The sequence below is a fragment of the Humibacter ginsenosidimutans genome, assembly GCF_007859675.1.
Taxonomy (GTDB): Bacteria; Actinomycetota; Actinomycetes; order Actinomycetales; family Microbacteriaceae; genus Humibacter; species Humibacter ginsenosidimutans.
This window is the reverse complement of record NZ_CP042305.1, coordinates 2,872,254-2,897,031: the sequence shown is the minus strand read 5'-3', so window position 1 is coordinate 2,897,031 and position 24,778 is coordinate 2,872,254. Positions and strand designations below refer to the sequence as shown.

Genomic DNA, 24,778 nt, shown 5'->3' with positions numbered 1-24,778 from the left:
GATGAACGCTCAGGATGCCCCGTCCCACGGAGACGACACAGGCCGCCCCGATCCGTTCATCGACCCTCGCGTGCTCGACCCCGACCGCGCCGTCGTCGACACCACGGGCTTGGCCGACGACGAGGTCGATCAGATCGTCCGAGTGCTCGCCTCGCTCCGCCTCTGGCGGGAATCCGAGGAGGCGTCGCTCGACGAATCCAGACGCACGATGCAACTGGGATCGACGGACATGCGGGCCATGCGCTACCTGGTGGTCATGAAGGGGCGAGGAGAGGTGGCCACGCCGGGCGGCCTCGCAGCCCATCTGGGCATCTCGACGGCATCGGTCACGAAACTCCTCGATCGCCTCGAGACCGCCGGGCACATCAAGCGCGAGCGCCACCCGACCGACCGGCGAGGGGTCGTGATCACCCTCGCACCGGACTCCCACCTGCGCGTGCGCGAGGTGATCGGCCGACGGCACGCGCGACGTTTCGAGCTGGCGAAGGAGTTGCGGCCCGACGAGCGCGAGACCGTCATCCGCTTTCTGAACGCGCTCAGCGAGACGTGATCCACCGAGCTCCGCGCTCCCTGCGGCCGCGCGATCAGGCACGAGGCCTGTCGAATCCTGGGCGGCGCGCTCGACGAACGGGTGAGATGAGAGAGGGAGCACTCCGTGGAGATAGGTCAGGTGGTGCTGCACGTCGACGATCTGAAGAGGGCGACGGCGTTCTATGAGTCGTTCACGGGCACGCCGCCTGTGTTCCAGGTGGCGCCTGAGGGGCCTGTCTACTTCCAGCTCGAGGGCGTGCGGCTGGTGCTCGACCCGGCCGCGCCGTCGAGCGCGCTGTTCCACGTGAAGGCGCGAGACATCCACGCCACGACCGAGCGGCTTCGCGCACAGGGCGTGCCGGTCGTGACCGAGCCCCACGTGTACTTCGAGCGGGTGGATGCCGCGGCCGGCCCCGCGGGCACCGTCGAGTGGCACGCCCTCCTGCGCGATTCGGAGGGCAACCTCGTCGGCCTGATCGAACATCAGCCCGCGCGCACGTCCACGTAGCCGCCACGACGACTCGGGACGCGAGCCGGGCGCCGGGCGATGCGGAGCGCATCACCGACCTTCGCTATCGTGAGCGCGGAGATCGGAGCCGCCCATGCTTGTTCGTCATCGCGACGCTGAACCCAGGATCGACGCATTCGCCTACGTCGCGCCGTCTGCGACGATCGTCGGCGACGTGCGGATCGGCCCTGGCGCGCGCATCCTGCACGGCGCCGTTCTCACGGCCGAAGACGGCGAGGTGGTCGTCGGCGAGGACTGCGTGGTGATGGAGCACGCGCTCATCAGGGGCCGCGCGGAGCATCCGGCTCACCTCGGCACCGCCGTCCTGGTGGGCCCGCACGCACACGTCAACGGCAGCGTCGTCGAGTCGGAGTCGTTCATCGCGACCGGCGCCTCGCTCTTTCCGGGCAGCCGCATCGGCACGGGCGCCGAGGTGCGCATCAACGGGGTCGTGCAGGTGAACACGGTGGTGCCGCCCGGCGCCGTCGTGCCGATCGGGTGGATCGCGGTGGGCGACCCGGTGAGCATCCTGCCGCCGGAGAAGCACGACGAGATCTGGGCGATCCAGCGCGAGCTCGACTTCGGCGGCACCGTCTACGGCGTGGGGCGCGAGGTGTCGATGCGCGAGCTCATGCGCCGCCAGTCCGAGTACTACGGCGCGCACCGTGACGACGTCGTGATCGACAGCTGACTCCGAGGCTGCGCGGGCGCTGGCGCTCAGCGGTACAGGGGCAGCAGCTTCGCCTGTTCGACGAGCCATGGGCTGAACGCCCACGGCGTGGCTCGCAGCGCCGCAGCGAGCTCGCGCGGCGCGACGGTGGCGAACTCCGCGACCTCGTCGGGGTTCGGCACGGGTTCGCCCGCCACGCGCGCCACGAACACCGGACACACCTCGTACTCGACGATGCCGTTCGAGTCGGTGGCGCGGTAGCGGAAGTCCGGAAGCACGAGCTGCACTTCAGCCACCTCGATGCCGAGCTCGTCGTGCGCGTGCCGGCGAACGGCATCCGCTGCGGCCTCGCCTGGGGCAGGATGCCCGCAGAACGCGTTCGTCCACACCCCCGCGAACGTGCGCTTCGACAGGGCCCGGCGCGTGACGAGCAGCTCGCCGTCATCGGTCAGCACGTGACAGGAGAAGCCCAGGTGGAGCGGCGTCTCCGTGGCGTGAACCGACGCCTTCGGCGCGGTCCCGATCGGGGCACCGTCTTCGTCGAGCAGCACGACCATGGTCGGGTCGACGATCACGATGCGGCGCGCCGCTCCGCTGCTTCGGCGACGGAATCCACCAGAGACTCCGCCGTGCGGTCGACGGCGATCACGTCGACCTTGAGCCCGACAGCCTTGGCGTCGCGCGCCGTGCGGGGACCGATCGCGGCGACGAACGTCGTCTCCGGAAGCGGCCCGAGCTGCAGCTGCACCTGCTCGGCCACGCTGCCCGAGGTGACGAGGATGGCGTTGATGCGGCCTGATGCCACGTCGTCGGCCACGTTCTGCATCACCGGAATGCCCACGGTGCGGTACGCGACAACGGACTGCACGTCGTGGCCCATCGCGGCGAGCCCGTCGGTGAGCGTCGGCTTCGCGATCTCGCTGCGCAGCGTCAGGATCTTCAGCGGCACCTCGCCGCGCGTCGCCTGCGGCCACTCGTCGAGCAGCCCCACCGCCGAGTTGTCGGCCGACGGAATGAGGTCGGCGTGGTAGCCGGCGGCGAGCAGCGCGGCGGCCGTCGTCTCTCCGACGGCCGCGACGCGGGTGTTCGACGGGATGCGCGCCTGGTGCGCGGCGAGCACGTCCACCGTCGTCGCGCTGGTCACCGTCAGCCAGTCGAAGTGGCCGTCGGCCAGCGCCGTGAGCGCCTCGACGAGGGATGCCTCGTCCGACGTGGGCGCGAAGTTGATCATCGGTGCGACGACGGGGCTCCCGCCGTACGCGCGGATGTCTGCGGCCACCGAGTCGCCCCACGGGCCGCCGCGCGGCACGAGCACGCGCCAGCCGGCCAGCGGCTTCGGACCCTGCGTGGGGATCGGTCCCGTCGAGCCCGCGGTCATCGAGCGCCTCCGAGCGAGGCGAGGTCGGCTGCGCCGTTCGCGAGGAGCTCCTCGGTGACGCGGGCGGAGGCATCCTCTGCCGCTTCGAGCAGCGCGGCCTGGCCGTTGCCCTCCAGGCTCGCGGCGTGCGACGACGTGAGCTGATCGGTGCCGTCGACGCTGTACACCGTCGCGGTGACGAAGAGCAGGCCGTCGTCGACCATGGCTGTGGCGCCGAGCGGCGCGGCGCATCCCGCCTCGAGGCCGGCGAGCACGCCGCGTTCGGCGGCGACGGACGCGCGCGTCGTCGCGTGGTTGATGGCGGCCAGGCCCTTGGCCAGCGCACGGCCGAACGCCGTGGCGTCCTTCTGACGCCGGACCTCCAGCGCGAGGGCGCCCTGCGCTGGTGCCGTCGGCCAGTCGCCCAGCTCGAAGTGCTGAGTGACGGCATCCGACCGCCCGAGCCTGCCGAGCCCCGCTGCGGCGAGCACGATGGCGTCGAGCCTGCGGTCGTCGCCCGCTTCGCCGAACACGCGCGAGAGCCGGGTGTCGATGTTGCCGCGGATGTCCACGATCTCGACGTCGGGCCGCAGCGCCTTCAGCTGCGCGATGCGCCGTGGGGATCCGGTGCCCACCTTCGCACCCTCCGGCAGCGTCTCGAGGGTGAGCCCGTCATGGGCGCAGAGCGCATCGCGGGCATCCGCCCGCTTGGGCACCGCGCCGAGTTCGATGTCGGGATGCTCCGCCGTCGGCAGGTCTTTGAACGAGTGCACCGCCACGGCGATGTCGCCGCGCACGAGCGCGTCGCGCAGCGCGCTCGTGAACACGCCGACGCCGCCGAGCTGCGACAGCGACTCCGTCGCAGTGTCGCCGTGAGTGGTGATCGTGACGAGCTCGACCTCGAGACCGGATGCCTTCGCCAGCGCATCGGCCACCTGGCGCGTCTGCGCGAGAGCGAGTGCACTGCCCCTCGTTCCGATGCGCACCTTCTCGCCGGGCTGAGTGCCGACCCGCCCGTCCGTCATCGCGCGGCGACCTTCTCCGCGTTCGCGCCGACCGGCTCCCTGCCGGCACCGACCGTCTCATGGTCGGGCCAGGGTCCCAGCTCGGTGAGGTGCTGCCGTTCTTCGTCCGGCACGTCGTTCAGTCGCTCCTCGACGAGGTCGACGAGTCCCGAGATGAACGCGGGGTGCGTGCCCGGCGTCGGAACACGCACCGAACGCAGCACGTTCTCGGCCGCCGTGGCCGTCGCCTCGTTGTCGAGGTCCCACACCACCTCCATGTGGTCGCTGACGAAGCCGAACGGCACGATGATCACGGCCTTCGTGTCGCCCGCCGCGGCGAGGTCGGCGATCGCGTCGTTGATGTCGGGCTCCAGCCACGGCGTGCGCGGGTCGCCGGAGCGCGATTGGTAGACCAACGACCACGGGATGCCGGAGGCGGCGGCCTCCGAGACCGCGTGCGCCACCGCGCAGTGCTGCGCGACATACGCGCCACCCGTGCCGAACTGCGGACCGGATGCCTCGGCCGCCGCGGTCGGGATGGAGTGCGTCACGAACAGCACGTGGATGCCGTCGCGCGCGACGGCGTCTCCCGCTCCCGGAGCGGACTCTGCCGTGAGCTCGGCGACCGCCGCCTCGACGCCCTCGACGAGCGGCGTCACGAAGCCCGGGTGGTCGAAGTACTCGCGGATGCGGTCGATGGACACCTGCTCGCCGAGGCCGGTGTCGGCGAGCGCCTTCTCGAAGTCCTCGCGGTACTGGCCGACGCCCGAGTACGAGGTGTAGGCACTGGTCACCAGCGCGAGCAGGCGGTCGTGGCCGGCCTCGTGGGCCTCGCGCATGGCATCCGCGAAATACGGGTTCCAGTTGCGGTTGCCCCAGTACACGGGCAGCTCGATGCCGCGCCGCTGCAGCTCGGCCTCGAGCGCGGCCTTGAGCTGCCGATTCTGCTCGTTGATCGGGCTCACGCCCCCGTGGGCGCGGTAGTGGTGGGCGACCTCTTCGAGGCGCTCGTCGGGGATTCCCCTCCCGGCCGTCACGTTGCGCAGGAACGGGATGACGTCATCCTGTCCCTCCGGTCCGCCGAAGCTGGAGAGCAGGATCGCGTCGTATGTCGTCATTGCAAGACCTCGGGAATGTCTGTCACAGGGATGCGTCGACCCGTATAGAAGGGAACCTCTTCGCGCACATGCCTGCGGGCATCCGCCGAGCGGAGTTCACGCATCATGTCGACGAGGTCGACGAGGGTGTCTGACTCCAATGGCAGCAGCCATTCGTAGTCGCCCAGCGCGAACGAGGCGACCGTGTTGGCCATGACCGAACGGAACGCCGCACCCTTTCGCCCGTGTTCGGCGAGCATGCGACTGCGCTCGGCATCGGGGAGAAGGTACCACTCGTAGCTGCGCACGAACGGATAGACCACCAGCCACTGCCTGGGCTCGACGCCGCGCAGGAACGCGGGAACGTGCGCCTTGTTGAACTCGGCGTCGCGGTGCACGCCCATCGCGTTCCAGGTGGGCAGCAGGCGGCGCAGCAGCGTGGTGCGGCGCAGGCGGCGCAGGGCATCCTGCAGCCGCTCCGGCACCGGGCCGTGCAGCCAGAGCATGAGGTCGGCGTCGGCCTTGAAGCCGCTGACGTCGTAGATGCCGCGCACCGTCACACCGTCGGCCTCGACGGCGGCGATGGCCGCCTCGAGCTCGGTGACGGCGAGTCCGGCGCCGGCTTCGCCGAGGTCGAACGACTTCGCCGGGTCGCGTCGCAGCACCGCCCAGAGCGTGAAACCGTCGGCCCGTTCGGGGGTCTGGGCTTCGTCGGGTGAGGCCTCTGGTGCCGTGCCGTGCATTTCGGGTGCCGTGCTGCGATGTGCCGTGCTATGGAGGGGGGAATCGGATGCCGCGCCGGCGGCCGCCGCGTGTGTCATGGCATCCAGTCTCCCCCGTCGGGCACGGCTGGGCAAAAGCTGGCGTCACATCGACGGCGCTCGCGCGATCTGCGACCGGTGAGAGTGGTCACAGCGGGTATGGCAACCCCTTGGCATCGGGCGAATTTGGACGCATGCTGAACAATCGGGACGAAATCCCTGGGATCGAGCGAATAAAACAGTCAGTCGTGGTGTTGATAGATGCAAATGTCTGAATCGTTGAAGAACTCCAGCCGTGTCGCGGAGCAGTCCTCTGCGAGCACGACCCCTCGCCGCAAGCGCCCGAGCCGCGCCAAGGCGAAGCCGATCATGGATGCCCGCGCGAAGGTGATCTCCGCGTTCCCGTGGGCCCAGAACCTCTCCTATACGGAGCAGCAGCAGTTCGCCGAGGAGCTCGCACACCACCCTCGCGACCTGCCGAACGGCCAGCTCGAAGCACTGATCGTCTCCTGGAAGAACCGCGCCAGGCACGCCGCCTGACGAGCTCCAGCGTCACCCGTCGACCGCTGTGCGCGCCGCGACGGCGGCGAACACCGCGCCGATCAGCATGACGCCCGCCAGCACGGCGGCTGTTGCGGCGAACGCCGCCGGCGCCGCGCTCGGTGAGATGCCGCCGAGTGCGAGGTAGAGCGTGCCTGCTGTGGCGACGCCGACCAGGTTGAACACCTGCGAGGTGACGTTGATCAGGCCGCTCAGGTCGGCGGAATGCGACGTCTCGACGCTGCCGGTGAGAATGGCCAAGACCGCGGTGTTCAACGCGCCGAGGCCGAGTCCGCCGAGCGTGAGTGCGGCGAAGAGCGGCCATCCATCGGCGTGCCCCGCCACGGCGAGCGCGGCGACCAGCGCGAGCGCGGCCGCCATGATGAGCGACGCCCACGGCGCTGCCCTGCGCACCGCTGCATCGTTCAGCCGGCGAAGGAGCAGCCCGGCGACGCCGAACGCGGCGACCCAGCCGATGAGCATGGCGCCCGAGTACGCGGCCGAGTGTCCCAGCCCGTCTTGCAGGTAGACGGCCACGACGAAGAGCAGCGCGAAATAGCTGCCGACCGAGAAGGAATAGCTGAGCAGGGCCGGTGAGACGGCTCTGCGTCGCAGAACGGCGAGGGTCAGCAGCGGCTGTCTGCCCGACCGCGCGGTGGCCAGCTGGCTGCCGACGAACAACGCGAGCACCGGCAGCGAAACGGCCAGCGACGCCAACGTCCAGATCGGCCAGCCCAACTGCTCACCCAGGATCAGCGGCAGCGTGAGCAGCGTCAGCCCGATGGCGAGGATGCCGGCCCCGCGCAGATCCAGCCGCGCGCCCGAACCGGACTCATCCCGCGCGAGGTGGCGCCGGCCCAGCGCGAAGGCGAGCGCGCCGATCGGCACGTTGAGCAGGAACACCGTGCGCCACCCCAGACCGGCGAGGTCGGCCGAGATCAACAGTCCGCCCGCCGTCTGGCCGAGCACCGCGCTGCCCGACAGCACGGCCACGTACGCGCCGAGGGCGCCGCGCCGCACGGAGTCCGGCAGCCCGTGGATGCCCGCGAGCACCTGCGGAACGGCGAGCGCGGCTCCCGCGCCCTGCGCGACGCGGGCGGCCAGCAGCATCCACGGCGCGACGGCGAGGCCGCAGGCAAGGGACGCGATCGTGAACGCGGCCACCCCGACGAGGAACGTGCGGCGAATGCCGTACAGATGCCCCAAGCGGGCGCCGGGGACGAGCAGCACGGCGAAGACGAGAACGTATCCCGAGATCATCAGCTGAAGCAGCGCACCCGTTGCGTGCAGCGACTGTTGGATGCTCGGCGCCGCGATGTTCACCACCGCCACATCGACGTTGGCCATCAGCATGACGGTGAGGAGCGCGGCGGCCGCACGCGATCCGCGGCGGCCGGCTCGGGCATCGAGCGCGGTCTTCGCTGCGGGTGAGGTGTACGGTGTCGGCGCGCTCATGCGTCCCCCTGATCGTCGGCGGTGCAGCCTTCGTCAGGAAGACGTCGCCGGCCGGCGAAACGTGAGACGGCGGGGAGCAGTGCCTACGCGGGAAGCATGTTCTGAGCGAAGAACGCGGCGAGCTCGTCGGTCGCCGTCAGCGGCAGCACCGCGGCCACGTACTGGTCTGGCCGCACCACGACCACGACGCCCTCGCGCGACAGCCCTCGCTCGTCGAAGATGTCGGCGCCGTCGCCGGTCGCGTAGACCTTCTCCCAGTTCATGAGCTGCAGCGTCCCGCATCGCGGGCGGAACACCTCGGGAGCCTTGAGCACGTCGACATCGTCGAACCGCTGCTGATACGTCACCTTCACGTCGAACACCGCGTCGCGGTCGACGCCGGCCGGCGTGTACAGGGCGATGGGCGAGCTCGGCGAGTCGAGCATCCACTGCGCCCAGTCGGTGAGCGAGGATGCCTCGCCCGGCCCGGCCGCGTCGGCGAACGCGTAGAGGCGCCAGCGCCCGTCCGCCACGTGGTGGTGCCCGATGTGCTCGACGTTGCCGTCGCACACCCGCACCACCTGCGCGGACTTGAACCGCTTGCCGATCGGGTACCCGACAGCAAGGGTCTGGTGCGAGGCGTCCCCCGTGATCGCCGACGGCGTGTACTGCGTCATGAATCCCGACGGGAACTCGCTGGTGGCCAGGTAGAAGTTCGCGAGCTCCTGCGGGTCGTCGATCTCCTCTGGCTTGCGAGCCATGAGCGATGACCACTCGCGGTCGAAGTCGATGAGCTGCTGCGCCACCGGCTGGCGCTCCGCCGAATAGGTCGACAGCAGCGACTCGGGGCTGCGGCCGGTGAGCACGGAGCCGAGCTTCCAGCCGAGGTTGAAGCCGTCCTGCATCGACACGTTCATGCCCTGCCCGGCCTTGGCCGAGTGGGTGTGGCAGGCGTCGCCCATGAGGAAGACGTGCGGGGTGCCGTCGGCATCGACGTCGACGCTCGTCGAACTTGTCGGTGACACGGTGGCCCACCTCGTAGACGCTGTGCCAGGCGGCCTGCCTCACCTCGAGCGTGTAGGGGTGCAGGATCTCGTTGGCCTTCTCGACGATCTTCTCCAGCGGCGTCTCGCGGACCTTGTGGTTGTCGCCCTCCGGCACCTCGCCGAGGTCGACGTAGACCCGGCAGAGGTATCCGCCCTCGCGCGGGATGTGCAGAATGTTGCCCGCCTCGGCGTTGATGGCGCACTTGGTGCGCCAGTCGGGAAAGTCGGTCTCGACCGTGACGTCCATCACGCCCCAGGCGTGCGCGGCGAAGTTGCCGATGTGCTTGCGGCCGATCGACTCGCGCACGCGGCTGCGCGCTCCGTCGCCGCCCGCGACGTACTTCGCGTGGATGGTGCGCTCTTCGCCCGCCCGAGGACCGGCGACGTAGCGCACCTGCACCTCCACCGGGTAGTCGCCCGACTCGTGCACGGTGAGATAGACGAACTCGACGCCGTAGTCGGGCGTGATACGACCAGGGCCGCGCAACGCCGCGTCGGCGAAGTAGTCGAGCACGCGGGCCTGGTTCACGATGAGGTGCGGGAACTCGCCGATGTCGTCCGCATAGTCGGCCTGGCGCGTGGTGCGGATGATGTTCTCGCGGTGCTCCGGGTCGGGCGTCCAGTAGTTCATCCAGCCGATGTTGTAGGCCTCGGCGACGATCTGCGGGGCGAACCCGAACGCCTGGAACGTCTCGACGCTGCGCGGTTGGATGCCGTCGGCCTGACCCAGCACGAGCCTGCCGTCGCGGCGCTCGATCATGCGGGTCGTGACGTCGGGGAACTGCGACATCTGGGCGGCCAGCAGCATGCCGGCCGGTCCGGATCCGACGATCAGCACGTCGACCTCGTCGGGCAGCTCGGCAGGACGATCGATGCCCGTGCCTGCTGCGGGGAGAACGCGTGGATCGCCCGAGACGTAGCCGTTGTGGTGGAACTGCATGGAAACTCCTCGACATTGAGGGTGTCGTCGGAACACAGCATGACGCACGGCGTCGAAAACGAGCCCTGGCCGCGAATTGATGTGTTCTATAATCGAACGAAGCACTCTATTATTGAACAGAGTCTAAGCGACGGACCATCACGCGGCAACATCGCCGGCGACGACGGAGCACCTCGAGCGGAGAACCATGCCACAGGGAACAGCGCGTCAGCAGGCAGTGACGCAGCGGGCGTCGGCGGAGCAGACGGGCGCACGCGGGGCCGTGGCGCCGGCGTCTCAGACGCTGAGCCGAGGCATCCGCATTCTCGAGATCCTCGGCGATGCAGGCAAGGCCCTCACGATCGACGAGGTCACTCGCCGGCTCGAGGTGCATCGCTCCGTCGCCTACCGACTGGTGCGCACGCTCGAGGACCACGGTCTCGTGACCCGCACGGACGCCGGTCTGCTCGAGCTCGGCGCCCGGCTCGCGGCCCTGGCCGCCGGCGTCTCGCAAGACCTGCAGTCCGAGGCGTTGCCCGAGCTCACCGCGGTGGCGAACGAGCTCGGCATGACATGCTTTCTCGTGGTGCTCGACCGCGACGAGTGCGTCACGCTGGTCAGCGTGGAGCCGCGGCACGCCGTGGCGTCGGTGGCGCAGCGGCCGGGGTCGAGGCATCCCGTCGGCATCGGCGCCCCCGGCAAGGCGATCCTCGCCATGCTGCCGCGCTCGCAGTGGCCGACGTCGGTGCCCGCAGAGGCCGAGCAGCAGGTGAAGGATGCCGTCGCCGCCGGCTTCACCGCCAGTCACGACGAGGTCATCGCCAACCTGCACGCGGTCGCCGTTCCGCTGCCGCTGCGAGGACGCGCTCCCGCTGCGATCGCGGTCGTCTCACTGGCCGACCAGCGACCCGCCGCGGAGCTCGCGGGCCGCCTGCAGGTCGCGGCCACGGCCATCCGGGAGTCGCTCGGCGGCTGACGGGATCGTCGCCCGCGCCCGACCGCCGCCCGCGTCGCCCTACCGCCATCGCCGCTCCGGCCGCGCCCGTTTTCAGGACATTTCGGGAGGCATCCACATAGTGCACGTCGCCGCCGATATGTCCTGAAAACGGGCGCGGCAGGTGGCGAGGGCGAGGGCGCTGCCGGGGCGGCGGCGAGGGCGCGTCAGGCCTTGCTCAGCCCGTAGATCGGGCTCTTCGCCTGCTCGTCCTCGTGCTCGCGTCCGAGCGGGATGCCCGTGCGGTCGCGCAGCAGGAGCGTCGCGATCAGGCCGATCACGGTCATCCCCGCCAGGTACCAGGTGATTCCGACGGTCTGGCCGGTCGCCTGGAAGATCGCCTGCGCGATGAGCGGCGAGAACGCTCCGCCCACGATGGCACCGACGGCGTACGAGATGGAGACACCGGAGAAGCGGATGGATGCCGGGAACAGCTCCGAATACAGCGCCGCCTGCGGCCCGTACGTGAGCCCCAACCCGACCGTGAGGATGATCAGCGCCGCCGCCAGCGACCACACCGTGCCGACGTTGGTCAGCGGGAAGAGCAGGAACACGCCGACCAGCTGCAGGATCCAGCCGATGATGTAGGTGGTGCGGCGGCCGATCTTGTCGGAGACCCAGCCGGCCAGCCACGTGAAGACGAGCCACGTCACACCGGAGAGGGCGACGACCCAGAACACGGGGCCGGGGTCGAGCGCGATCGGGCCCTTGGCATCCGTGGCGTAGTGCTGCACGTAGCCACCGGTGGTCATGTAGCCGACGGCGTTGTTGCCGGCGAACACGAGCGCGGCGACGATCACCAGCAGCAGGTGGTGGCGCAGCAGCTTGACGATCGGCATGCGCGTCTCTTCTTTGCGCTCGGCGATCTCGGTGAAGACCGGGCTCTCGGAGACGCGACGGCGCACCCAGTAGCCCACGCCGATGAGCACGATGGAGAGCAGGAACGGGATGCGCCAGCCCCACTGGCCGAACGCGGTGTCTTCGAGCGGGATGTTCGAGCCGGCCGGCACCCCGGGCGCCAGACCCTCGACGACGGCGAGCACGAGCGACGCGAGGAGCAGACCGATCGGAACACCGATCTGCGGTGAGGCGCCGAACAGGCCGCGCTTCGTGCGGGGCGCGTGCTCCACGGCCATCAGCACGGCGCCGCCCCACTCTCCGCCGGCCGACACGCCCTGGATGACGCGCAGCAGGATGAGCAGGATGGGCGCCCACACGCCGATCGCCGCGTGCGTCGGCAGCACGCCGACGAGGGTCGTCGCGCCGCCCATCAGCAGCAGCGTGATCACGAGCATCGGCCGCCTGCCGATCTTGTCGCCGAAGTGTCCGGCGAGGAACGCGCCGAGCGGTCGGAACAAGAAGCTCACGCCCACGCTGAAGAACGACACGATCTGCGCGAAGTTCTCGCCCATCGGCTCGAAGAACAGTGTCGCGAAGACCGTCGCCGCGGCGAACGCGTAGATGAAGAAGTCGTACCACTCCACCGTGGTTCCGATGACGGTGGCGACGACGACCCTGCGGCGATCAACGGCTGTTGCGATGGTTCCGGTAGGCGTCAACGGTGATGTCGGCGATGCGCTCATATGTTCTCGACTCCCTTGTCAGTAGCGACCTCAATGTCTGGCCAAGGAGGGCGACGAGAATTCCCGAGTGCGGTGATGAGGGGAAGGGCGCCCCGTCCTTGCCTGGCGCATTTGAATGATATACGATTTTGGATACAATGCAACGACGCATCAGCGAGGGAGCTCATGACTGCATTCACCGACGCGACGACCGCGGGCGATCCGCGATTCTCCGCGCTTCCCGTTCGGCCCGGCAAGATCGTGGCCGTTCACCTGAGTTACCTCTCGCGCGCCGACCAGCGCGGCCGTCGCCCCGCTGCCCCCTCCTACTTCTTCAAACCGTCGAGCTCCGTGGCCGCCACCGACGGCACCATCGAGCGGCCGGAAGGCACGGAGCTGCTCGCCTTCGAGGGTGAGATCGCCCTCGTCATCGGCGAGCCGGCGCGCCGCGTGAGCATCGAGGATGCCTGGGCTCACGTCGGCTGGGTCACCGCCGCGAACGACTTCGGGCTCTACGACCTGCGCGCGAACGACAAGGGATCCAACGTGCGCTCGAAGGGCGGCGACGGCTTCACGCCACTCGGCCCCACGCTCATCGGCGCGCGCACGATCGACCCGACGGCGCTGCGCCTGCGCACGTGGGTCAACGGAGTTCTCACGCAAGACGACACCACAGAGGGCCTGCTCTTCTCGCTGTCCCAGCTCGTCGCCGACCTCTCCCAGCACTTCACGCTCGAGTCGGGCGACGTCATCCTCACCGGCACTCCCGCCGGCTCGTCGGTCGTCGTGCCCGGCGACGTCGTCGAGGTCGAGGTGGATGCCCCGACCGCCCTCGGTGCGCCCGCTTCCGGCCGCCTCCGCACCACGGTCATCCAGGGCACGAACGCCTTCGACGCCGAGGTAGGCTCCCTCCCCTCCGTCGACGACACGCAGCGCTCAGAGGCGTGGGGTTCGCGCGAGGCGGCGGGACTGCCCCCGGAGCCGGAGCCCTTCGTGCTCACGCCCGAGCTGCGCGCCAAGCTCGAGAAGGCCCCGACGGCCGGACTCTCGTCGCAGCTGCGCAAGCGCGGCCTCAACAACGTCTCCATCGACGGGCCGCGTCCACTGCATCCCGACGCCAAGGTCGTCGGGACGGCGAAGACGCTGCGCTTCGTGCCGAACCGCGAAGACCTCTTCAAGCAGTTCGGAGGCGGGTACAACCCGCAGAAGCGCGCCTTCGACTCGGTGCGCGAGGGCGAGGTGGTCGTGATCGAGGCGCGCGGCGACGCGTCGGCGGGAACGCTCGGCGACATCCTCGCCATTCGCGCGAACGCGGCGGGAGCCGCGGGCATCGTCACCGACGGTGCGGTGCGCGACCTCGACGCGGTCACGGCCGTGGGCATCCCCGTGTACTCCAACGGATCGCATCCCGCGGTGCTCGGCCGCAGGCACGTGGCGTGGGACTACGACCTCACCATCGCGTGCGGCGGCGCCACCGTGCAGCCGGGCGACGTGATCGTGGCCGATGCCGACGGCATCCTCGTGATCCCGACGCAGCTGGTGGAAGAGGTCGTCGACGCCGCGCTCGTGCAGGAAGACGAGGACGCCTACGTCGCCCGTCAGGTCGCTGCGGGGCACACGATCGACGGCCTGTTCCCGATGAACGCGCAATGGCGCGAGCAGTACGAGCGCGAGACCGCGGAGAACAGCGACCGCGCATGAGCGACGCCGTGCAGACCGCGAGCAAGTCGCAGCTCGCCTACGAGTTCATCCACGACCGCATCACCAGGCACCTGTTCTCACCCGGATACCGGCTCGTGCTGGGTTCCATCGCCGACGAGCTCGGCATGAGCGTGGTGCCGGTGCGCGAGGCGATCCGCCGCCTCGAGGCGGAGGGCTACGTCACGTTCGAGCGCAACGTGGGCGCCAGGGTCGCCGTGCCCGACGAGTCGGAGTACGTCTACACGATGCAGACGCTCGGCCTGGTCGAGGGATCCGCCATCTCCCTCGCCGCTCCCCTGCTCACGCCCGACGTGATCGCCGAGGCCCGCGCGGTGAACGACCGACTGCATCGGCTGCTCGACCACTTCGACCCGCACGAGTTCACCAGGCTCAACCAGCAGTTCCACGCGATCCTGTTCGAGCGCTGCCCGAACCCGCACATCCTCGACCTCGTGCACCGCGGCTGGCGCCGCCTGCCCGATGTGCGCGACTCGACGTTCTCGGTCATCCCGGAGCGTGCTGAGCACTCGGTGGCCGAGCACGAGGAGATTCTGCACCTCATCGAGACCGGGGCTCCGGCGCTCGAGGTGGAGCTGTCCGCGCGCAACCACCGCTGGCGCACGATGAACCAGTTCGTCGCCGCCCGCCACCACGACTGACCAGGCTCGCCGCCCGCGACCAACACGACACGAACCACAACGGAGGACACATGAGCGACAACACTGCCGCCGCGCAGGCGCGGCACGTTCCCGACGACCTGCCGAAGGGCATCCAGCACTACATCGACGGCGAGTTCGTCGACTCGGTCGACGGCGACACGTTCGATGTCATCGACCCGGTCTCGAACCAGGCGTACATGCAGGCCGCCTCCGGCAAGAAGGCTGACATCGACCGCGCCGTCGCCGCGGCGAAGAAGGCGTTCGACGAGGGCCCGTGGCCCCGAATGCTGCCGCGCGAGCGCAGCCGCATTCTGCACAGGATCGCCGACATCGTCGAATCGCGCGACGCCAGGCTGGCCGAGCTCGAGTCGTTCGACTCCGGTCTGCCCATCACGCAGGCGCTGGGCCAGGCTCGCCGTGCCGCCGAGAACTTCAGGTTCTTCGCCGACCTGATCGTGGCGCAGGCCGACGACACCTTCAAGGTTCCCGGCCGCCAGATCAACTACGTCAACCGCAAGCCGATCGGCGTCGCCGGCCTCATCACGCCGTGGAACACGCCGTTCATGCTCGAGTCGTGGAAGCTCGGCCCCGCGCTGGCCACCGGCAACACCGTGGTGCTGAAGCCTGCGGAGTTCACGCCGCTGTCGGCATCCCTCTGGCCGGGGATCTTCGAGGAGGCCGGCCTGCCCAAGGGCGTCTTCAACCTGGTGAACGGCTTCGGCGAAGAGGGCTTCGCAGGCGACTCGCTCGTGAAGCACCCCGACGTTCCGCTCATCTCGTTCACGGGCGAGAGCCGCACGGGCCAGCTGATCTTCGCCAACGCGGCGCCGTTCCTCAAGGGCCTCTCCATGGAGCTCGGCGGCAAGTCGCCGGCCGTGGTCTTCGCCGACGCCGACCTGGATGCCGCGATCGACGCCACGATCTTCGGCGTCTTCTCCCTCAACGGCGAGCGCTGCACCGCGGGCAGCCGCATCCTCGTGCAGCGGGATGTCTACGACGAGTTCGTGGAGCGCTACGCCGCCCAGGCCAAGCGCGTCAAGGTCGGCTACCCGCACGATGAGACGACCGAGGTGGGCGCCCTCGTGCACCCTGAGCACTTCGCCAAGGTGATGAGCTACGTCGAGCTCGGCAAGCAGGAGGGCCGCCTTGTCGCAGGCGGCGGACGTCCCAAGGGTTTCCCGGAGGGCAACTTCGTGGCCCCGACCGTGTTCGCGGATGTCTCGCCCGATGCCCGCATCTTCCAGGAGGAGATCTTCGGTCCGGTGGTGGCCATCACGCCGTTCGACACCGACGAAGAGGCCCTCGCGCTGGCCAACAACACGAAGTACGGCCTGGCCGCCTACGTGTGGACCAACGACCTCAAGCGCGCACACAACTTCGCGCAGGCGGTCGAGGCCGGCATGGTGTGGCTCAACTCCAACAACGTTCGCGACCTGCGCACGCCGTTCGGCGGCGTGAAGGCCTCAGGGCTCGGCCACGAGGGCGGCTACCGCTCGATCGACTTCTACACCGACCAGCAGGCCGTGCACATCACGCTCGGCAAGGTGCACAATCCCACCTTCGGCAAGCAGGAGCACCACACCGAGGTCGAGCTCGACGACCCGGACCCGCGCTGAGCCGCACGACTCACCACATAGACCACACGCAAGGACGCTGAAAGACCATGACCGACCGTAAAGACATGACACTGACCTCCTCCGGCTTCTACGTGAGCCAGGAGGCACCCATCTCCTGCGAGAACCCCACGCCGACCCCCGTTGCGCCAGCGCCCGACATCCTGCGCTGCGCCTACATGGAGCTCGTCGTCACGGACCTGAAGAAGTCGCGCGACTTCTACGTCGACGTGCTCGGCCTCACCGTGACCGAAGAAGACGAGAACGCCGTCTACCTGCGCTCGCTCGAGGAGTTCATCCACCACAACCTCGTGCTGCGCCAGGGACCGGTGGCCGCCGTCGCCGCGTTCTCGTACCGCGTGCGCACGCCTGAAGACCTCGACAAGGCCGTCGCCTTCTTCACCGAGCTCGGATGCCGCGTCGAGCGCAATGAGAACGGCTACAACAAGGGAATCGGCGACTCGGTGCGCGTCACCGACCCGCTCGGCTTCCCCTACGAGTTCTTCCACGAGGTGAAGCACGTCGAGCGTCTCGCCTGGCGCTATGACCTCTACACGCCGGGCGCCTTGGTGCGCCTCGACCACTTCAACCAGGTCACCCCCGACGTGCCCCGCGCCACCAAGTACATGCAGGACCTCGGGTTCCGCGTGACCGAGGACATCCAAGACGAAGACGGCGTCGTGTACGCCTCGTGGATGCGCCGCAAGCCCACCGTGCACGACACCGCCATGACCGGCGGCGACGGCCCGCGCATGCACCACGTGGCCTTCTCCACGCACGAGAAGCACAACATCCTCGCCATCTGCGACAAGCTGGGTGCGCTGCGCATGTCCGACCGCATCGAGCGCGGTCCCGGCCGCCACGGCGTCTCGAACGCGTTCTACCTCTACCTGCGCGACCCCGACGGCCACCGCGTCGAGATCTACACGCAGGACTACTACACCGGCGACCCCGACAACCCCGTCGTCACCTGGGACGTGCACGACAACCAGCGTCGCGACTGGTGGGGCAACCCCGTCGTGCCGTCCTGGTACACGGATGCCTCGCTCGTGCTCGACCTCGACGGCAACCCGCAGCCCGTTCAGAAGCGCGACGAGCCGAGCGAGATGAGCGTCACGATCGGTGCAGACGGCTTTTCGTACACGCGCCAGGCCGACGACGAGGAGATGCCGGAGTACAAGCAGGGAGAGTACAAGCTCGGCCACCAGCTGTGACGGCTGGTCGGGGATGCGTGCTGCTCAGCAGGTCGGGCCGGTCGGAAGCCGGTTCGAGGCAAGAACGGGGACCCCTACCCCGATTGCCTCGAACCGGCTCCCGACCACCCCTCCCTCGAGCTGAGCAGCACGCATCCCCGACCCCGTAACGCTGGAAGGTCGACTTGTATGAAGAGAAGAGGGAGGAAGAGGGATGCTGTCAGCTGAGGTGATCGCGCAGATCGCGGACGAGCTCGCGGAGGCGGATCGCACGCACAGCGTGATCCCGCGCATCACCGCGCGGTACCCGGACGCCACGATCGAGGACTCGTACGCGATCCAGGGCGTGTGGCGCGACAAGAACCTCGCCTCAGGCCGACGGCTCGTCGGCCGCAAGATCGGCCTGACGTCGAAGGCGATGCAGCAGGCGACGGGCATCACCGAGCCGGACTACGGCGTGATGTTCGACGACACGGTGTACCAGAACGGCAGCACCATCGCCTTCGACCAGTTCTCCAATGTGCGCATCGAGGTCGAGCTCGCGTTCGTGCTGAAGGAGCCGCTCGAGGGTCCGCACTGCGACCTGTTCGACGTGCTGCGGGCGACCGAATACGTCACGCCCGCTCTCGAGGTGCTCAACTCGCACATCGAGCTCGAGGGCCGCACCATCGTCGACACCATCAGCGACAACGCGGCGTACGGCGGGATGGTGCTGGGCGGCATCCCGATGCGGCCCGACCAGCTCGATCTGCGCTGGGTGAGCGCCATGCTCTACCGCAATGAGACGATCGAGGAGACCGGCGTCGCTGCCGGCGTGCTCAACCACCCGGCCACCGGCGTCGCCTGGCTGGCCAACAAGTTCCACCAGCACGGCGCGCGCCTCGAGGCGGGCGAGATCATCCTCGCCGGGTCGTTCACCCGGCCGATGTGGGTCTCGCGCGGCGACAGCGTGCACTGCGACTACGGACAGATGGGAGTCATCACGTGTCGCTTCAACTGACGTCGACGTTCCGCGATCGTCTCGCCGCCCAGTCGGGTGAGAACGGCCGCTCGCTCGTCGGCCTGTGGGTGTGCTCCGGCTCGCCGCTCGTCGCCGAGATCTTCGCCGGATCCGGCGTCGACTGGCTGCTCATCGACATGGAGCACTCCGCCAACTCGCTGCAGTCCGTGCTCACGCAGCTGCAGGCCGTGGCCGCCTACCCGGTCGCCCCTGTCGTGCGCGTGCCGTTCGGTGACGACGTGGCGCTCAAGCAGGTGCTCGACATCGGTGCCCAGAACGTGCTCGTTCCCATGGTGTCCACGGCCGAGCAGGCGCGCGAGCTCGTCGCCGCCGTGCGTTATCCGCCGCAGGGCAGGCGCGGCGTCGGCTCGTCCCTGTCGCGCTCCGCGCGCTGGAACCGTGTCGACGGATACCTCGGCAACGCGAACGACCACGTCTCCCTCTTCGTGCAGATCGAGTCGGCGGATGCCGTGGCCAACGCCGCTGAGATCGCCGCGGTCGACGGCGTGGACGGCATCTTCGTGGGGCCGGCCGACCTCGCCGCGTCGCTCGGCGTGCTCGGCCAGCAGACGCATCCCGACGTGCTGTCCGCCGTGCAGACCACGTTCGACGCGGTGCGCGCGGCGGGCAAGCCCGTCGGCGTGAACGCCTTCGACCTGGATGCCGCTGCCCGCTACATCGAGAACGGCGCCGCTTTCGTCGCGGTCGCCGCCGACGTTTCCATCCTCGCGCGCGGGTCGGAGGCGCTGGCCGCGCGGTTCATCCCTGCGTCGCCCGAGACGACCGGCCGCGCCGCGTACTGACGGGCGCGACCCGCCATCCCCCGCGGTCAGCGCGTAGGCACGGGATCGCCGGGCGCCGCCACCGGATGCCCGGCCTGCCGCCCGAGACGCTGGCGCGCGGTGTTCTTGCCGGCGCCGATGCGCTCGTGACGCGTCGCCCGCGCGAGTCCGAACTCCGGCATGTCGCTGTAGACCACTTCGGCGTCGGCGGCGGGCACCTGATACGTCTCGTGCCACACGCCGACGTCGCCGGTGCCCGAATACGCACGCTGAAACTCGCGCCACGGCCCGAGGTGCGGCGCATCCCGGTCGGCCGCGAAACGCTGCAGGTGCTCGGGGCTGCGCCAGTACGACACGATCACCGTGGTGCGGCCGAACCAGGACTCGAAGCTCAGCAGACCGGCATCCTCGTGCGTCGACAGGTAACGCAGCATCGGAGCCATGCGGTTGGCCACCCGCATGACGCGCGGGATGCGCCACCACCGGTTCGCCCGCATGCCGATGAGGAACACCGTGACGGTCTCGCCGTCGATGCTCGCCGTGTACCGCCCGGGAAAGACTTCTCTGCTCATGGCTCTTCCTCGCTCCTCGGATGACCGTCGCGCGCCGTGTCGCTCGACCTGCGCTATCCGATTTCATAACACTGTTACGTAACGATGTTATGCATACAATGGACGAGATGTCCAGACCTTCCAGCTACGACGACGCGTTGCGCGACCGGCTCCTCGCGGCGACGGCCGAGGCGGTCGCCGCCGACGGTCCCGACCGCATCTCGCTGCGCGAGGTGGCGCGCACGGCCGGCACCTCGACTTCGGCCGTCTACTCGCTGTTCGGCGGCAAGGGCGAACTGCTCGCGGCCGTCATCGCGCATGGCTTCGCATCGTTCTCCAGAGCTCAGCACGAGGCGGAACACGGCGGCCTGAGGGCGCTCGGGATCGCCTATCGGTCATGGGCCCAGCAGAATCCCGCGCTCTACCGGCTGATGTTCGGCGGAGCACTGACCGCCTACGAGAGCGAAGGCCCGAACGACGCGCTCGAGCCGCTGATGCGCGCGGTGGCGGCTCGCGGGGCATCCGATCCGCTGGCGGCCGCGATCACGGTCTGGGCGCACGTGCACGGCGCCGTCAGCCTCGAATTCGCCTGCGTGGCCCCGCCCGACGTCGACCAAGACGCAGCGTACGACAACGTGCTCGACGCGATCGAGCGGCTCTGGCCAGAGCCACGCGACCACGAGCCACGCGAACGCGAGACCGGACCTGCGCGCCGAGACTAGGAGCTCGGCGTCAAGCCTCGACGCATACGTCTGGTCTCAGAGACCCACGGCAGAGCGCATCCGCCCGCTACTTCGAGCGCAGCTTCACCACCACGAGCCACACCGCGCCCGCGATCGCGGCGGCGACGCCGACGGCCGCGGCAACGAGCGCGATCGGATTCTCCTCCGACGCGATGCGGATGCGCTTCGGCACGTTGAGCTTGTCCTGGAGCGCGTCGAGCGTGGCTGCCAGCTCGGCCCGTGCCGCTGCGACGTCGGCGGCGGGATCCGTGCTCTTCGCCTTCTGGTCGGCCTGCTTGCCGGCCGCGGATGCATTCGGTTCAGTGGTCATAGTCGCCCAGCCCCTTCACCGCGTTCACATCTTGCTTCACACTGTCGACGGTCTTCAACGGCTGGCCCGCCCGCTTGAACATGCGGATGCCGATCAGCACCAGCACCGCGATCAGCACCAGAAGCCCCGCGGCGACGATGAGCGCGGACAGCCAGACCGGGAGCGCCACAGCGATTCCCGCGATCGCGGCCGTCACCAGCACGCCGAGCATGAAGAACAGCAGCATCGCCGCCACGACGAACATGCCGATGCCGATGCCCGCATTCGTCGCCTTGTGCACCAGCTCCGCTTTGAGCTGGGCGAGTTCCGCTTTCAGCAGCGCGACGATCAGCCCCGGCAGATCCTTGATCAGCTGAATCAGCGAGCGCCTGTCACGTCCCGCCGAGCGCTGCGAGTCCGAAGCCCCCTCGGACCGCGTCTCCCCTGACATCAGGACTCCTGTCCGTCCGTTCCGGATGCTCCATCACCAGACGTCTTCGCCTTGCTCGCCGACCCGGAGCCGCTCGCGGACTTCTTCGCCGTAGAACTCTTCGCGCCGGAACTCTTCGCGGAAGAGCTCTTCGACCCGGCACTCTTCGCGCTCGTGGTCGTACCCGATGCCCTGCCGCTCGCCGATGCACGAGTCTTCGTCGACGCGCCGCTGTTCGATCCGCCGGAGCCCGTCACGGCCCGCTTGAGGCTCTCGGTGACGGCGCCGCCGAGATCGCCGATGCGATCCGCCGCGTAGTCCTGCATCGAATGCACGGGCTTCTGCACGGCCGGGGAGTCCCACACCTTGATAGCCGCCGACTTGATCTGTTCGTACCTGCGCCGACCTGCGCGTGTGCCGAGAACATACCCGACGCCCAGTCCGACGACGAAGAGAAGCTTGCCCTTCATGGATCCCCCCGCCCCTGCGATGTTCACTCGCCTGCGTATTAAGTCTGTGTCGAGTTCACTGCCCGTCAACCGGGTCAGTGCTTCTCGGTCAACGATTTCCAGCGTAGTGCGCGGATGCGTTCGGCTGCCTGGCCGGCGTCGGGAACCACGGAGGCGAGCCCGGTTCCCGCCAACCAGGAGCCCGTCACCTCCAGCCCTTCGACCTGTTCGACGCCCTCGCGCACTGCGGCGAGTCGCTCCCGCTGGCCCTGTGCCGCCAGCGGCAAGGCGTTGGCCCACCGCACCACGTCCGACCCGACGACACTAGATTCCGCTAGCGGAATATTCAAGAGGAACGACGCATCCGCCACGGCTCTGGCCCTGATCTGCGCGTCGTCAAGACCCTCCAGCGGGCTCGCCGAACCGGCTCTGCCGTACGACAACCTCAGCACGTGACGGCCGGCGGGGAGCAATTTCGCCACCCACGGCCACTTCGCGGTGACGTGCGTGAGCGCCTTCGCGGCCACGTCGGTCGCGGGGACGGTCTCGGCCACGAGCATCCCGGTGCCCCTCGGAGCGGCGTCGAGTCGTGCGTCGTCAACCACGAGCGTCACGATGTCGACGGTGGATGCCTGCGGCCAGTCGAGCTCCCGCAGCGGCTCGAGCGACGTGGATGCCTCCCCCAGCAGCCGCAGAGCGGCCCCGGCAGGTGCCGCCACGAGCACCGCATCCGCCGCGAGCGTGCGCCCGTCGGAGAGTCTCACGTGCCAGCGCGCGGACGGCACCGACTCCTCCGTATGCGACGCCCCCGTCGGCGGCGTCACCGCCGCACCCTCCGGATCGCCGGCGGATCCCGTTCCCTCCTCGAACGCCGCGTCCACCGCCGCGGCGACAGCGTTGCGGTCAGCGCCCGCGTCGCCATCAGTGGCCGCGTCGTCGTCAGCGCGCGCATCGTCGCCGGGGCGAAGGGCGACCACCTCGACGCCGGTGACGAACTCGGCGCCGCGGGCCGCGGCATCAGCGGCGAGCGCGTCGATCAGTCGAGCCATGCCGCCGACGAGGCCGCCGACGGCGGATCCCGCCTTCGCCGGGTCGCGCATCAGGGCGACGCCGCCGGAGAGCGAGCCGGCCCTGGTCATCGCCTTGTTCAGCCCAGGTGCCGCGACGAGCACATCGAGGTCGAAAGGCGATGCGGAGTAGACGCCCGTGGTCACGGGCGCCACGAGGTTCTCGAGCACGGCGCGTCCCATGCGCCGTCGCACGAGGTTGCCGAGGTTGCGCTCCTCGCCGATCTTCATCACGGGCATGAGGCGGTCGAGATAGGCGCGCCACGCGCCGCCCCAGCCGATCGCGGCGATCACGTCGACGGCGAGCGGCGAGCTCGGAATGCCGAGCAGGCCGGCCTTGGGCGTGGGCACGGCTCGCCCGGGCAGCTGCAGCCAGGCACCGGCGGCGAGCGGGGTCACGACGTCATCGGAGAGTCCGAGCTCGTCGATCAGCTTCGCCACGTGACCGCCGCGGGTCGCGAAGCTCTCGGCGCCGGCGTCGAGCGTGATGCCGGCCACGTCGTGCCGTGCCACGCTGCCGCCGAGCTCGTCGCGGGCCTCGACGACGAGAACGTCGAACCCCGGCCGGGCGATCTCTCGCGCGGCCGCCAGGCCGGCTGCTCCCCCGCCGATGACCACGACACGGGTGGGAGCGTCGTGCAACGCGTGCTGGAACAGGTCGTCCGCAGCGGCAGTCATGCCGGCAGCCCGTGCACGAGGTCGACGATGCGGGTGAGCACCGTCGGGTCGGTTTCGGGAGGGACGCCGTGCCCGAGGTTGAGCACGTGCGAGGGCGCGCTGCGGCCGCGGTCGACCACGTCGCGCACGTGCGCCTCGACGATCGGCCACGGGGCATCCAGATATGCGGGGTCGATGTTGCCCTGCAGCGGCACGATGTTGCCGAGCCGCCTGCTGGCCTCGTCGAGCGGCACCCGATAGTCGACGCCGACGACGTCGGCGCCGATGTCGTGCATGGCGCGCAGCAGCTCGCCCGTGCCGACGCCGAAGTGCACGATGGGCACGTTGCGCTCGACGACGGTCGACGAGACCTCGTCGTTCTCGTGCGCAGGGTCGGGGTAACCGAGGTCGCGCACGTGCGAGAGCGCGCGAGCGGATGCCGGTGCGACATGACGCGTGTAGTCGTCGAGCGAGAGCGCGCCCGCCCACGAGTCGAACAGTTGCGCGGCGCTCGCTCCGGCGAGCACCTGGGCGCGCAGGAAGGTGCCGGTGATGTCGGCTGCCCATGCCATGAGCGCGCGCCAGGCGTCTGGATCGGCGTGCATGAGCGTTCGCGCGCGGATGTGGTCCTTCGAGGGGCCGCCCTCCACAAGATAGGCGGCGAGCGTGAAGGGGGCGCCGGCGAAGCCGATCAGCGGCACGTCGCCGAGGTCGCGGAGCCCGGCGACGGCCTGCCGCACGCCTTCGGCGACGGGAGCGAGGGCATCCGGGTCGAGGATGGGCAGCGCTGCCACATCGTCGGCCGTGCGCACCGGGGCACCGAGCACCGGGCCCTTGCCGGGAACGATGTCGATGTCGACGCCTGCGAGCTTCAGCGGCACCACGATGTCGCTGAAGAAGATGGCGGCGTCCACCCCGTGGCGTCGCACCGGCTGCAGCGTGATCTCGCTCGCGAGCGCGGGGTCGAGGCAGGCATCCAGCATGGCCGTGCCGACGCGCAGCTCGCGGTACTCGGGCAGCGAACGGCCCGCCTGGCGCATGAACCACACGGGCACACGGTCTGGCCTGTGCCCCGAGTATGCGGTGATGAGGGGTGAGCTGCTGGTGAGCCCGGAGACGAGCGGATGCTCCGCCGCCAGGCCCTGAGCGGGCCGCGTCTGCTGCGTGGCCGGTTCGGGTGACGTCACACGCCCGATTGTCCCACCCCAGCCTGAGCGGCCG

At 69.5% G+C, this 24,778-nt stretch carries 25 protein-coding genes and 1 pseudogene; 12 read left to right on the top strand and 14 right to left on the bottom strand.

All coding sequences use genetic code 11. The features are described 5' to 3' along the window. Position 1: 1 nt before the first annotated feature. The 3 genes from FPZ11_RS13425 (at position 2) to FPZ11_RS13415 (ending at position 1,730) form a co-directional block, all read left to right on the top strand. Positions 2-550: a MarR family winged helix-turn-helix transcriptional regulator gene (locus tag FPZ11_RS13425; RefSeq protein ID WP_146321659.1), complete on the top strand. Its 549-nt coding sequence runs from the start codon at positions 2-4 to the stop codon at positions 548-550. Between the two features lie 105 nt (positions 551-655). Then, positions 656-1,039, top strand: coding sequence for a VOC family protein (locus FPZ11_RS13420; protein WP_146321658.1), 384 nt, complete (start codon positions 656-658; stop codon positions 1,037-1,039). 94 nt (positions 1,040-1,133) lie between these two features. Then, positions 1,134-1,730, top strand: coding sequence for a gamma carbonic anhydrase family protein (locus FPZ11_RS13415; RefSeq protein ID WP_146321657.1), 597 nt, complete (start codon positions 1,134-1,136; stop codon positions 1,728-1,730). A gap of 26 nt (positions 1,731-1,756) precedes the next feature. Here the strand turns inward: FPZ11_RS13415 and idi are convergent, their stop codons facing one another. The 5 genes from idi to hemQ are packed head-to-tail and all read right to left on the bottom strand — an operon-like array spanning position 1,757 to position 5,910. Beyond that, entirely contained in the window at positions 1,757-2,284 is a 528-nt protein-coding gene (gene idi, locus FPZ11_RS13410; RefSeq protein WP_437438601.1) for an isopentenyl-diphosphate Delta-isomerase, read from the bottom strand. Continuing rightward, the gene (locus FPZ11_RS13405) at positions 2,281-3,087 is read right to left on the bottom strand and encodes a uroporphyrinogen-III synthase (protein ID WP_146321656.1); all 807 of its coding nucleotides are present in this window, start codon (positions 3,085-3,087) and stop codon (positions 2,281-2,283) included. Before FPZ11_RS13405 ends, idi begins: the two co-directional genes overlap by 4 nt. Next, positions 3,084-4,091, bottom strand: a complete 1,008-nt coding sequence (gene hemC, locus FPZ11_RS13400) for a hydroxymethylbilane synthase (RefSeq protein ID WP_146321655.1) — start codon at positions 4,089-4,091, stop codon at positions 3,084-3,086. Before hemC ends, FPZ11_RS13405 begins: the two co-directional genes overlap by 4 nt. After that, a complete protein-coding gene (locus tag FPZ11_RS13395) occupies positions 4,088-5,188 on the bottom strand; it encodes a ferrochelatase (RefSeq protein ID WP_146321654.1) in 1,101 nt (366 codons plus the stop codon). The genes hemC and FPZ11_RS13395 overlap by 4 nt, the downstream gene beginning before the upstream one ends. Further along, positions 5,185-5,910, bottom strand: a complete 726-nt coding sequence (hemQ, locus tag FPZ11_RS13390) for a hydrogen peroxide-dependent heme synthase (RefSeq protein ID WP_246846683.1) — start codon at positions 5,908-5,910, stop codon at positions 5,185-5,187. Before hemQ ends, FPZ11_RS13395 begins: the two co-directional genes overlap by 4 nt. 285 nt (positions 5,911-6,195) lie before the next feature. Here hemQ and FPZ11_RS13385 point away from each other — a divergent pair, with 285 nt between their 5' ends. After that, positions 6,196-6,468 carry a hypothetical protein gene (locus FPZ11_RS13385; RefSeq protein WP_146321652.1) on the top strand — a complete coding sequence of 91 codons (273 nt, stop codon included), beginning with the start codon at positions 6,196-6,198 and terminating at the stop codon, positions 6,466-6,468. A 12-nt stretch (positions 6,469-6,480) separates the two neighbouring features. On the opposite strand, the gene FPZ11_RS13380 is transcribed toward FPZ11_RS13385, so the two are convergent. Then, the gene (locus FPZ11_RS13380; RefSeq protein WP_146321651.1) at positions 6,481-7,923 is read right to left on the bottom strand and encodes an MFS transporter; all 1,443 of its coding nucleotides are present in this window, start codon (positions 7,921-7,923) and stop codon (positions 6,481-6,483) included. Positions 7,924-8,006: 83 nt separating this feature from the next. Continuing rightward, positions 8,007-9,888, bottom strand: a pseudogene (locus FPZ11_RS13375) (FAD-dependent monooxygenase). A 187-nt stretch (positions 9,889-10,075) separates the two neighbouring features. On the opposite strand from FPZ11_RS13375, the gene FPZ11_RS13370 reads away from it, so the two are divergent. Then, a complete protein-coding gene (locus tag FPZ11_RS13370) occupies positions 10,076-10,843 on the top strand; it encodes an IclR family transcriptional regulator (protein ID WP_146321650.1) in 768 nt (255 codons plus the stop codon). 185 nt (positions 10,844-11,028) lie between these two features. Here the strand turns inward: FPZ11_RS13370 and FPZ11_RS13365 are convergent, their stop codons facing one another. Then, on the bottom strand, positions 11,029-12,444 hold the full coding sequence (locus FPZ11_RS13365) for an MFS transporter (protein WP_146321649.1): 1,416 nt from the start codon (positions 12,442-12,444) through the stop codon (positions 11,029-11,031). Positions 12,445-12,609: 165 nt separating this feature from the next. Here FPZ11_RS13365 and FPZ11_RS13360 point away from each other — a divergent pair, with 165 nt between their 5' ends. The 6 genes from FPZ11_RS13360 (at position 12,610) to FPZ11_RS13335 (ending at position 19,392) form a co-directional block, all read left to right on the top strand. After that, complete coding sequence (locus tag FPZ11_RS13360; RefSeq protein WP_146321648.1) at positions 12,610-14,124, top strand: fumarylacetoacetate hydrolase family protein; 1,515 nt, start codon at positions 12,610-12,612, stop codon at positions 14,122-14,124. After that, the gene (locus FPZ11_RS13355) at positions 14,121-14,783 is read left to right on the top strand and encodes a GntR family transcriptional regulator (RefSeq protein ID WP_146321647.1); all 663 of its coding nucleotides are present in this window, start codon (positions 14,121-14,123) and stop codon (positions 14,781-14,783) included. Before FPZ11_RS13360 ends, FPZ11_RS13355 begins: the two co-directional genes overlap by 4 nt. Before the next feature lie 50 nt (positions 14,784-14,833). Further along, on the top strand, positions 14,834-16,399 hold the full coding sequence (gene hpaE, locus FPZ11_RS13350) for a 5-carboxymethyl-2-hydroxymuconate semialdehyde dehydrogenase (RefSeq protein ID WP_146321646.1): 1,566 nt from the start codon (positions 14,834-14,836) through the stop codon (positions 16,397-16,399). Positions 16,400-16,446: 47 nt separating this feature from the next. Then, positions 16,447-17,610 (top strand): 3,4-dihydroxyphenylacetate 2,3-dioxygenase, encoded by a 1,164-nt coding sequence (gene hpaD, locus FPZ11_RS13345; RefSeq protein ID WP_146321645.1) that lies wholly within the window; start codon positions 16,447-16,449, stop codon positions 17,608-17,610. A gap of 193 nt (positions 17,611-17,803) precedes the next feature. Then, positions 17,804-18,589, top strand: a complete 786-nt coding sequence (hpaH, locus tag FPZ11_RS13340; protein WP_146321644.1) for a 2-oxo-hept-4-ene-1,7-dioate hydratase — start codon at positions 17,804-17,806, stop codon at positions 18,587-18,589. Then, positions 18,574-19,392: an HpcH/HpaI aldolase family protein gene (locus FPZ11_RS13335; protein WP_146321643.1), complete on the top strand. Its 819-nt coding sequence runs from the start codon at positions 18,574-18,576 to the stop codon at positions 19,390-19,392. Before hpaH ends, FPZ11_RS13335 begins: the two co-directional genes overlap by 16 nt. 26 nt (positions 19,393-19,418) lie before the next feature. Here FPZ11_RS13335 and FPZ11_RS13330 read toward each other — a convergent pair whose 3' ends face one another. Next, positions 19,419-19,943, bottom strand: coding sequence for a DUF4188 domain-containing protein (locus FPZ11_RS13330; protein ID WP_146321642.1), 525 nt, complete (start codon positions 19,941-19,943; stop codon positions 19,419-19,421). A gap of 107 nt (positions 19,944-20,050) precedes the next feature. Between FPZ11_RS13330 and FPZ11_RS13325 the strand changes: the two genes are divergently transcribed. Continuing rightward, on the top strand, positions 20,051-20,644 hold the full coding sequence (locus FPZ11_RS13325) for a TetR/AcrR family transcriptional regulator (RefSeq protein ID WP_146321641.1): 594 nt from the start codon (positions 20,051-20,053) through the stop codon (positions 20,642-20,644). 67 nt (positions 20,645-20,711) lie between these two features. Here FPZ11_RS13325 and FPZ11_RS13320 read toward each other — a convergent pair whose 3' ends face one another. From FPZ11_RS13320 to hemE, 5 genes are all read right to left on the bottom strand, one after another. Then, on the bottom strand, positions 20,712-20,975 hold the full coding sequence (locus FPZ11_RS13320) for a DUF3618 domain-containing protein (protein ID WP_146321640.1): 264 nt from the start codon (positions 20,973-20,975) through the stop codon (positions 20,712-20,714). Further along, positions 20,965-21,405 (bottom strand): phage holin family protein, encoded by a 441-nt coding sequence (locus tag FPZ11_RS13315; RefSeq protein WP_146321639.1) that lies wholly within the window; start codon positions 21,403-21,405, stop codon positions 20,965-20,967. Before FPZ11_RS13315 ends, FPZ11_RS13320 begins: the two co-directional genes overlap by 11 nt. After that, positions 21,405-21,854 (bottom strand): YtxH domain-containing protein, encoded by a 450-nt coding sequence (locus FPZ11_RS19535; protein WP_210415879.1) that lies wholly within the window; start codon positions 21,852-21,854, stop codon positions 21,405-21,407. The genes FPZ11_RS13315 and FPZ11_RS19535 overlap by 1 nt, the downstream gene beginning before the upstream one ends. Positions 21,855-21,928: 74 nt before the next feature. After that, positions 21,929-23,578, bottom strand: a complete 1,650-nt coding sequence (locus FPZ11_RS13305; RefSeq protein ID WP_146321638.1) for a protoporphyrinogen/coproporphyrinogen oxidase — start codon at positions 23,576-23,578, stop codon at positions 21,929-21,931. After that, on the bottom strand, positions 23,575-24,744 hold the full coding sequence (gene hemE, locus FPZ11_RS13300) for a uroporphyrinogen decarboxylase (RefSeq protein WP_210415878.1): 1,170 nt from the start codon (positions 24,742-24,744) through the stop codon (positions 23,575-23,577). The genes FPZ11_RS13305 and hemE overlap by 4 nt, the downstream gene beginning before the upstream one ends. Positions 24,745-24,778 lie beyond the last annotated feature (34 nt).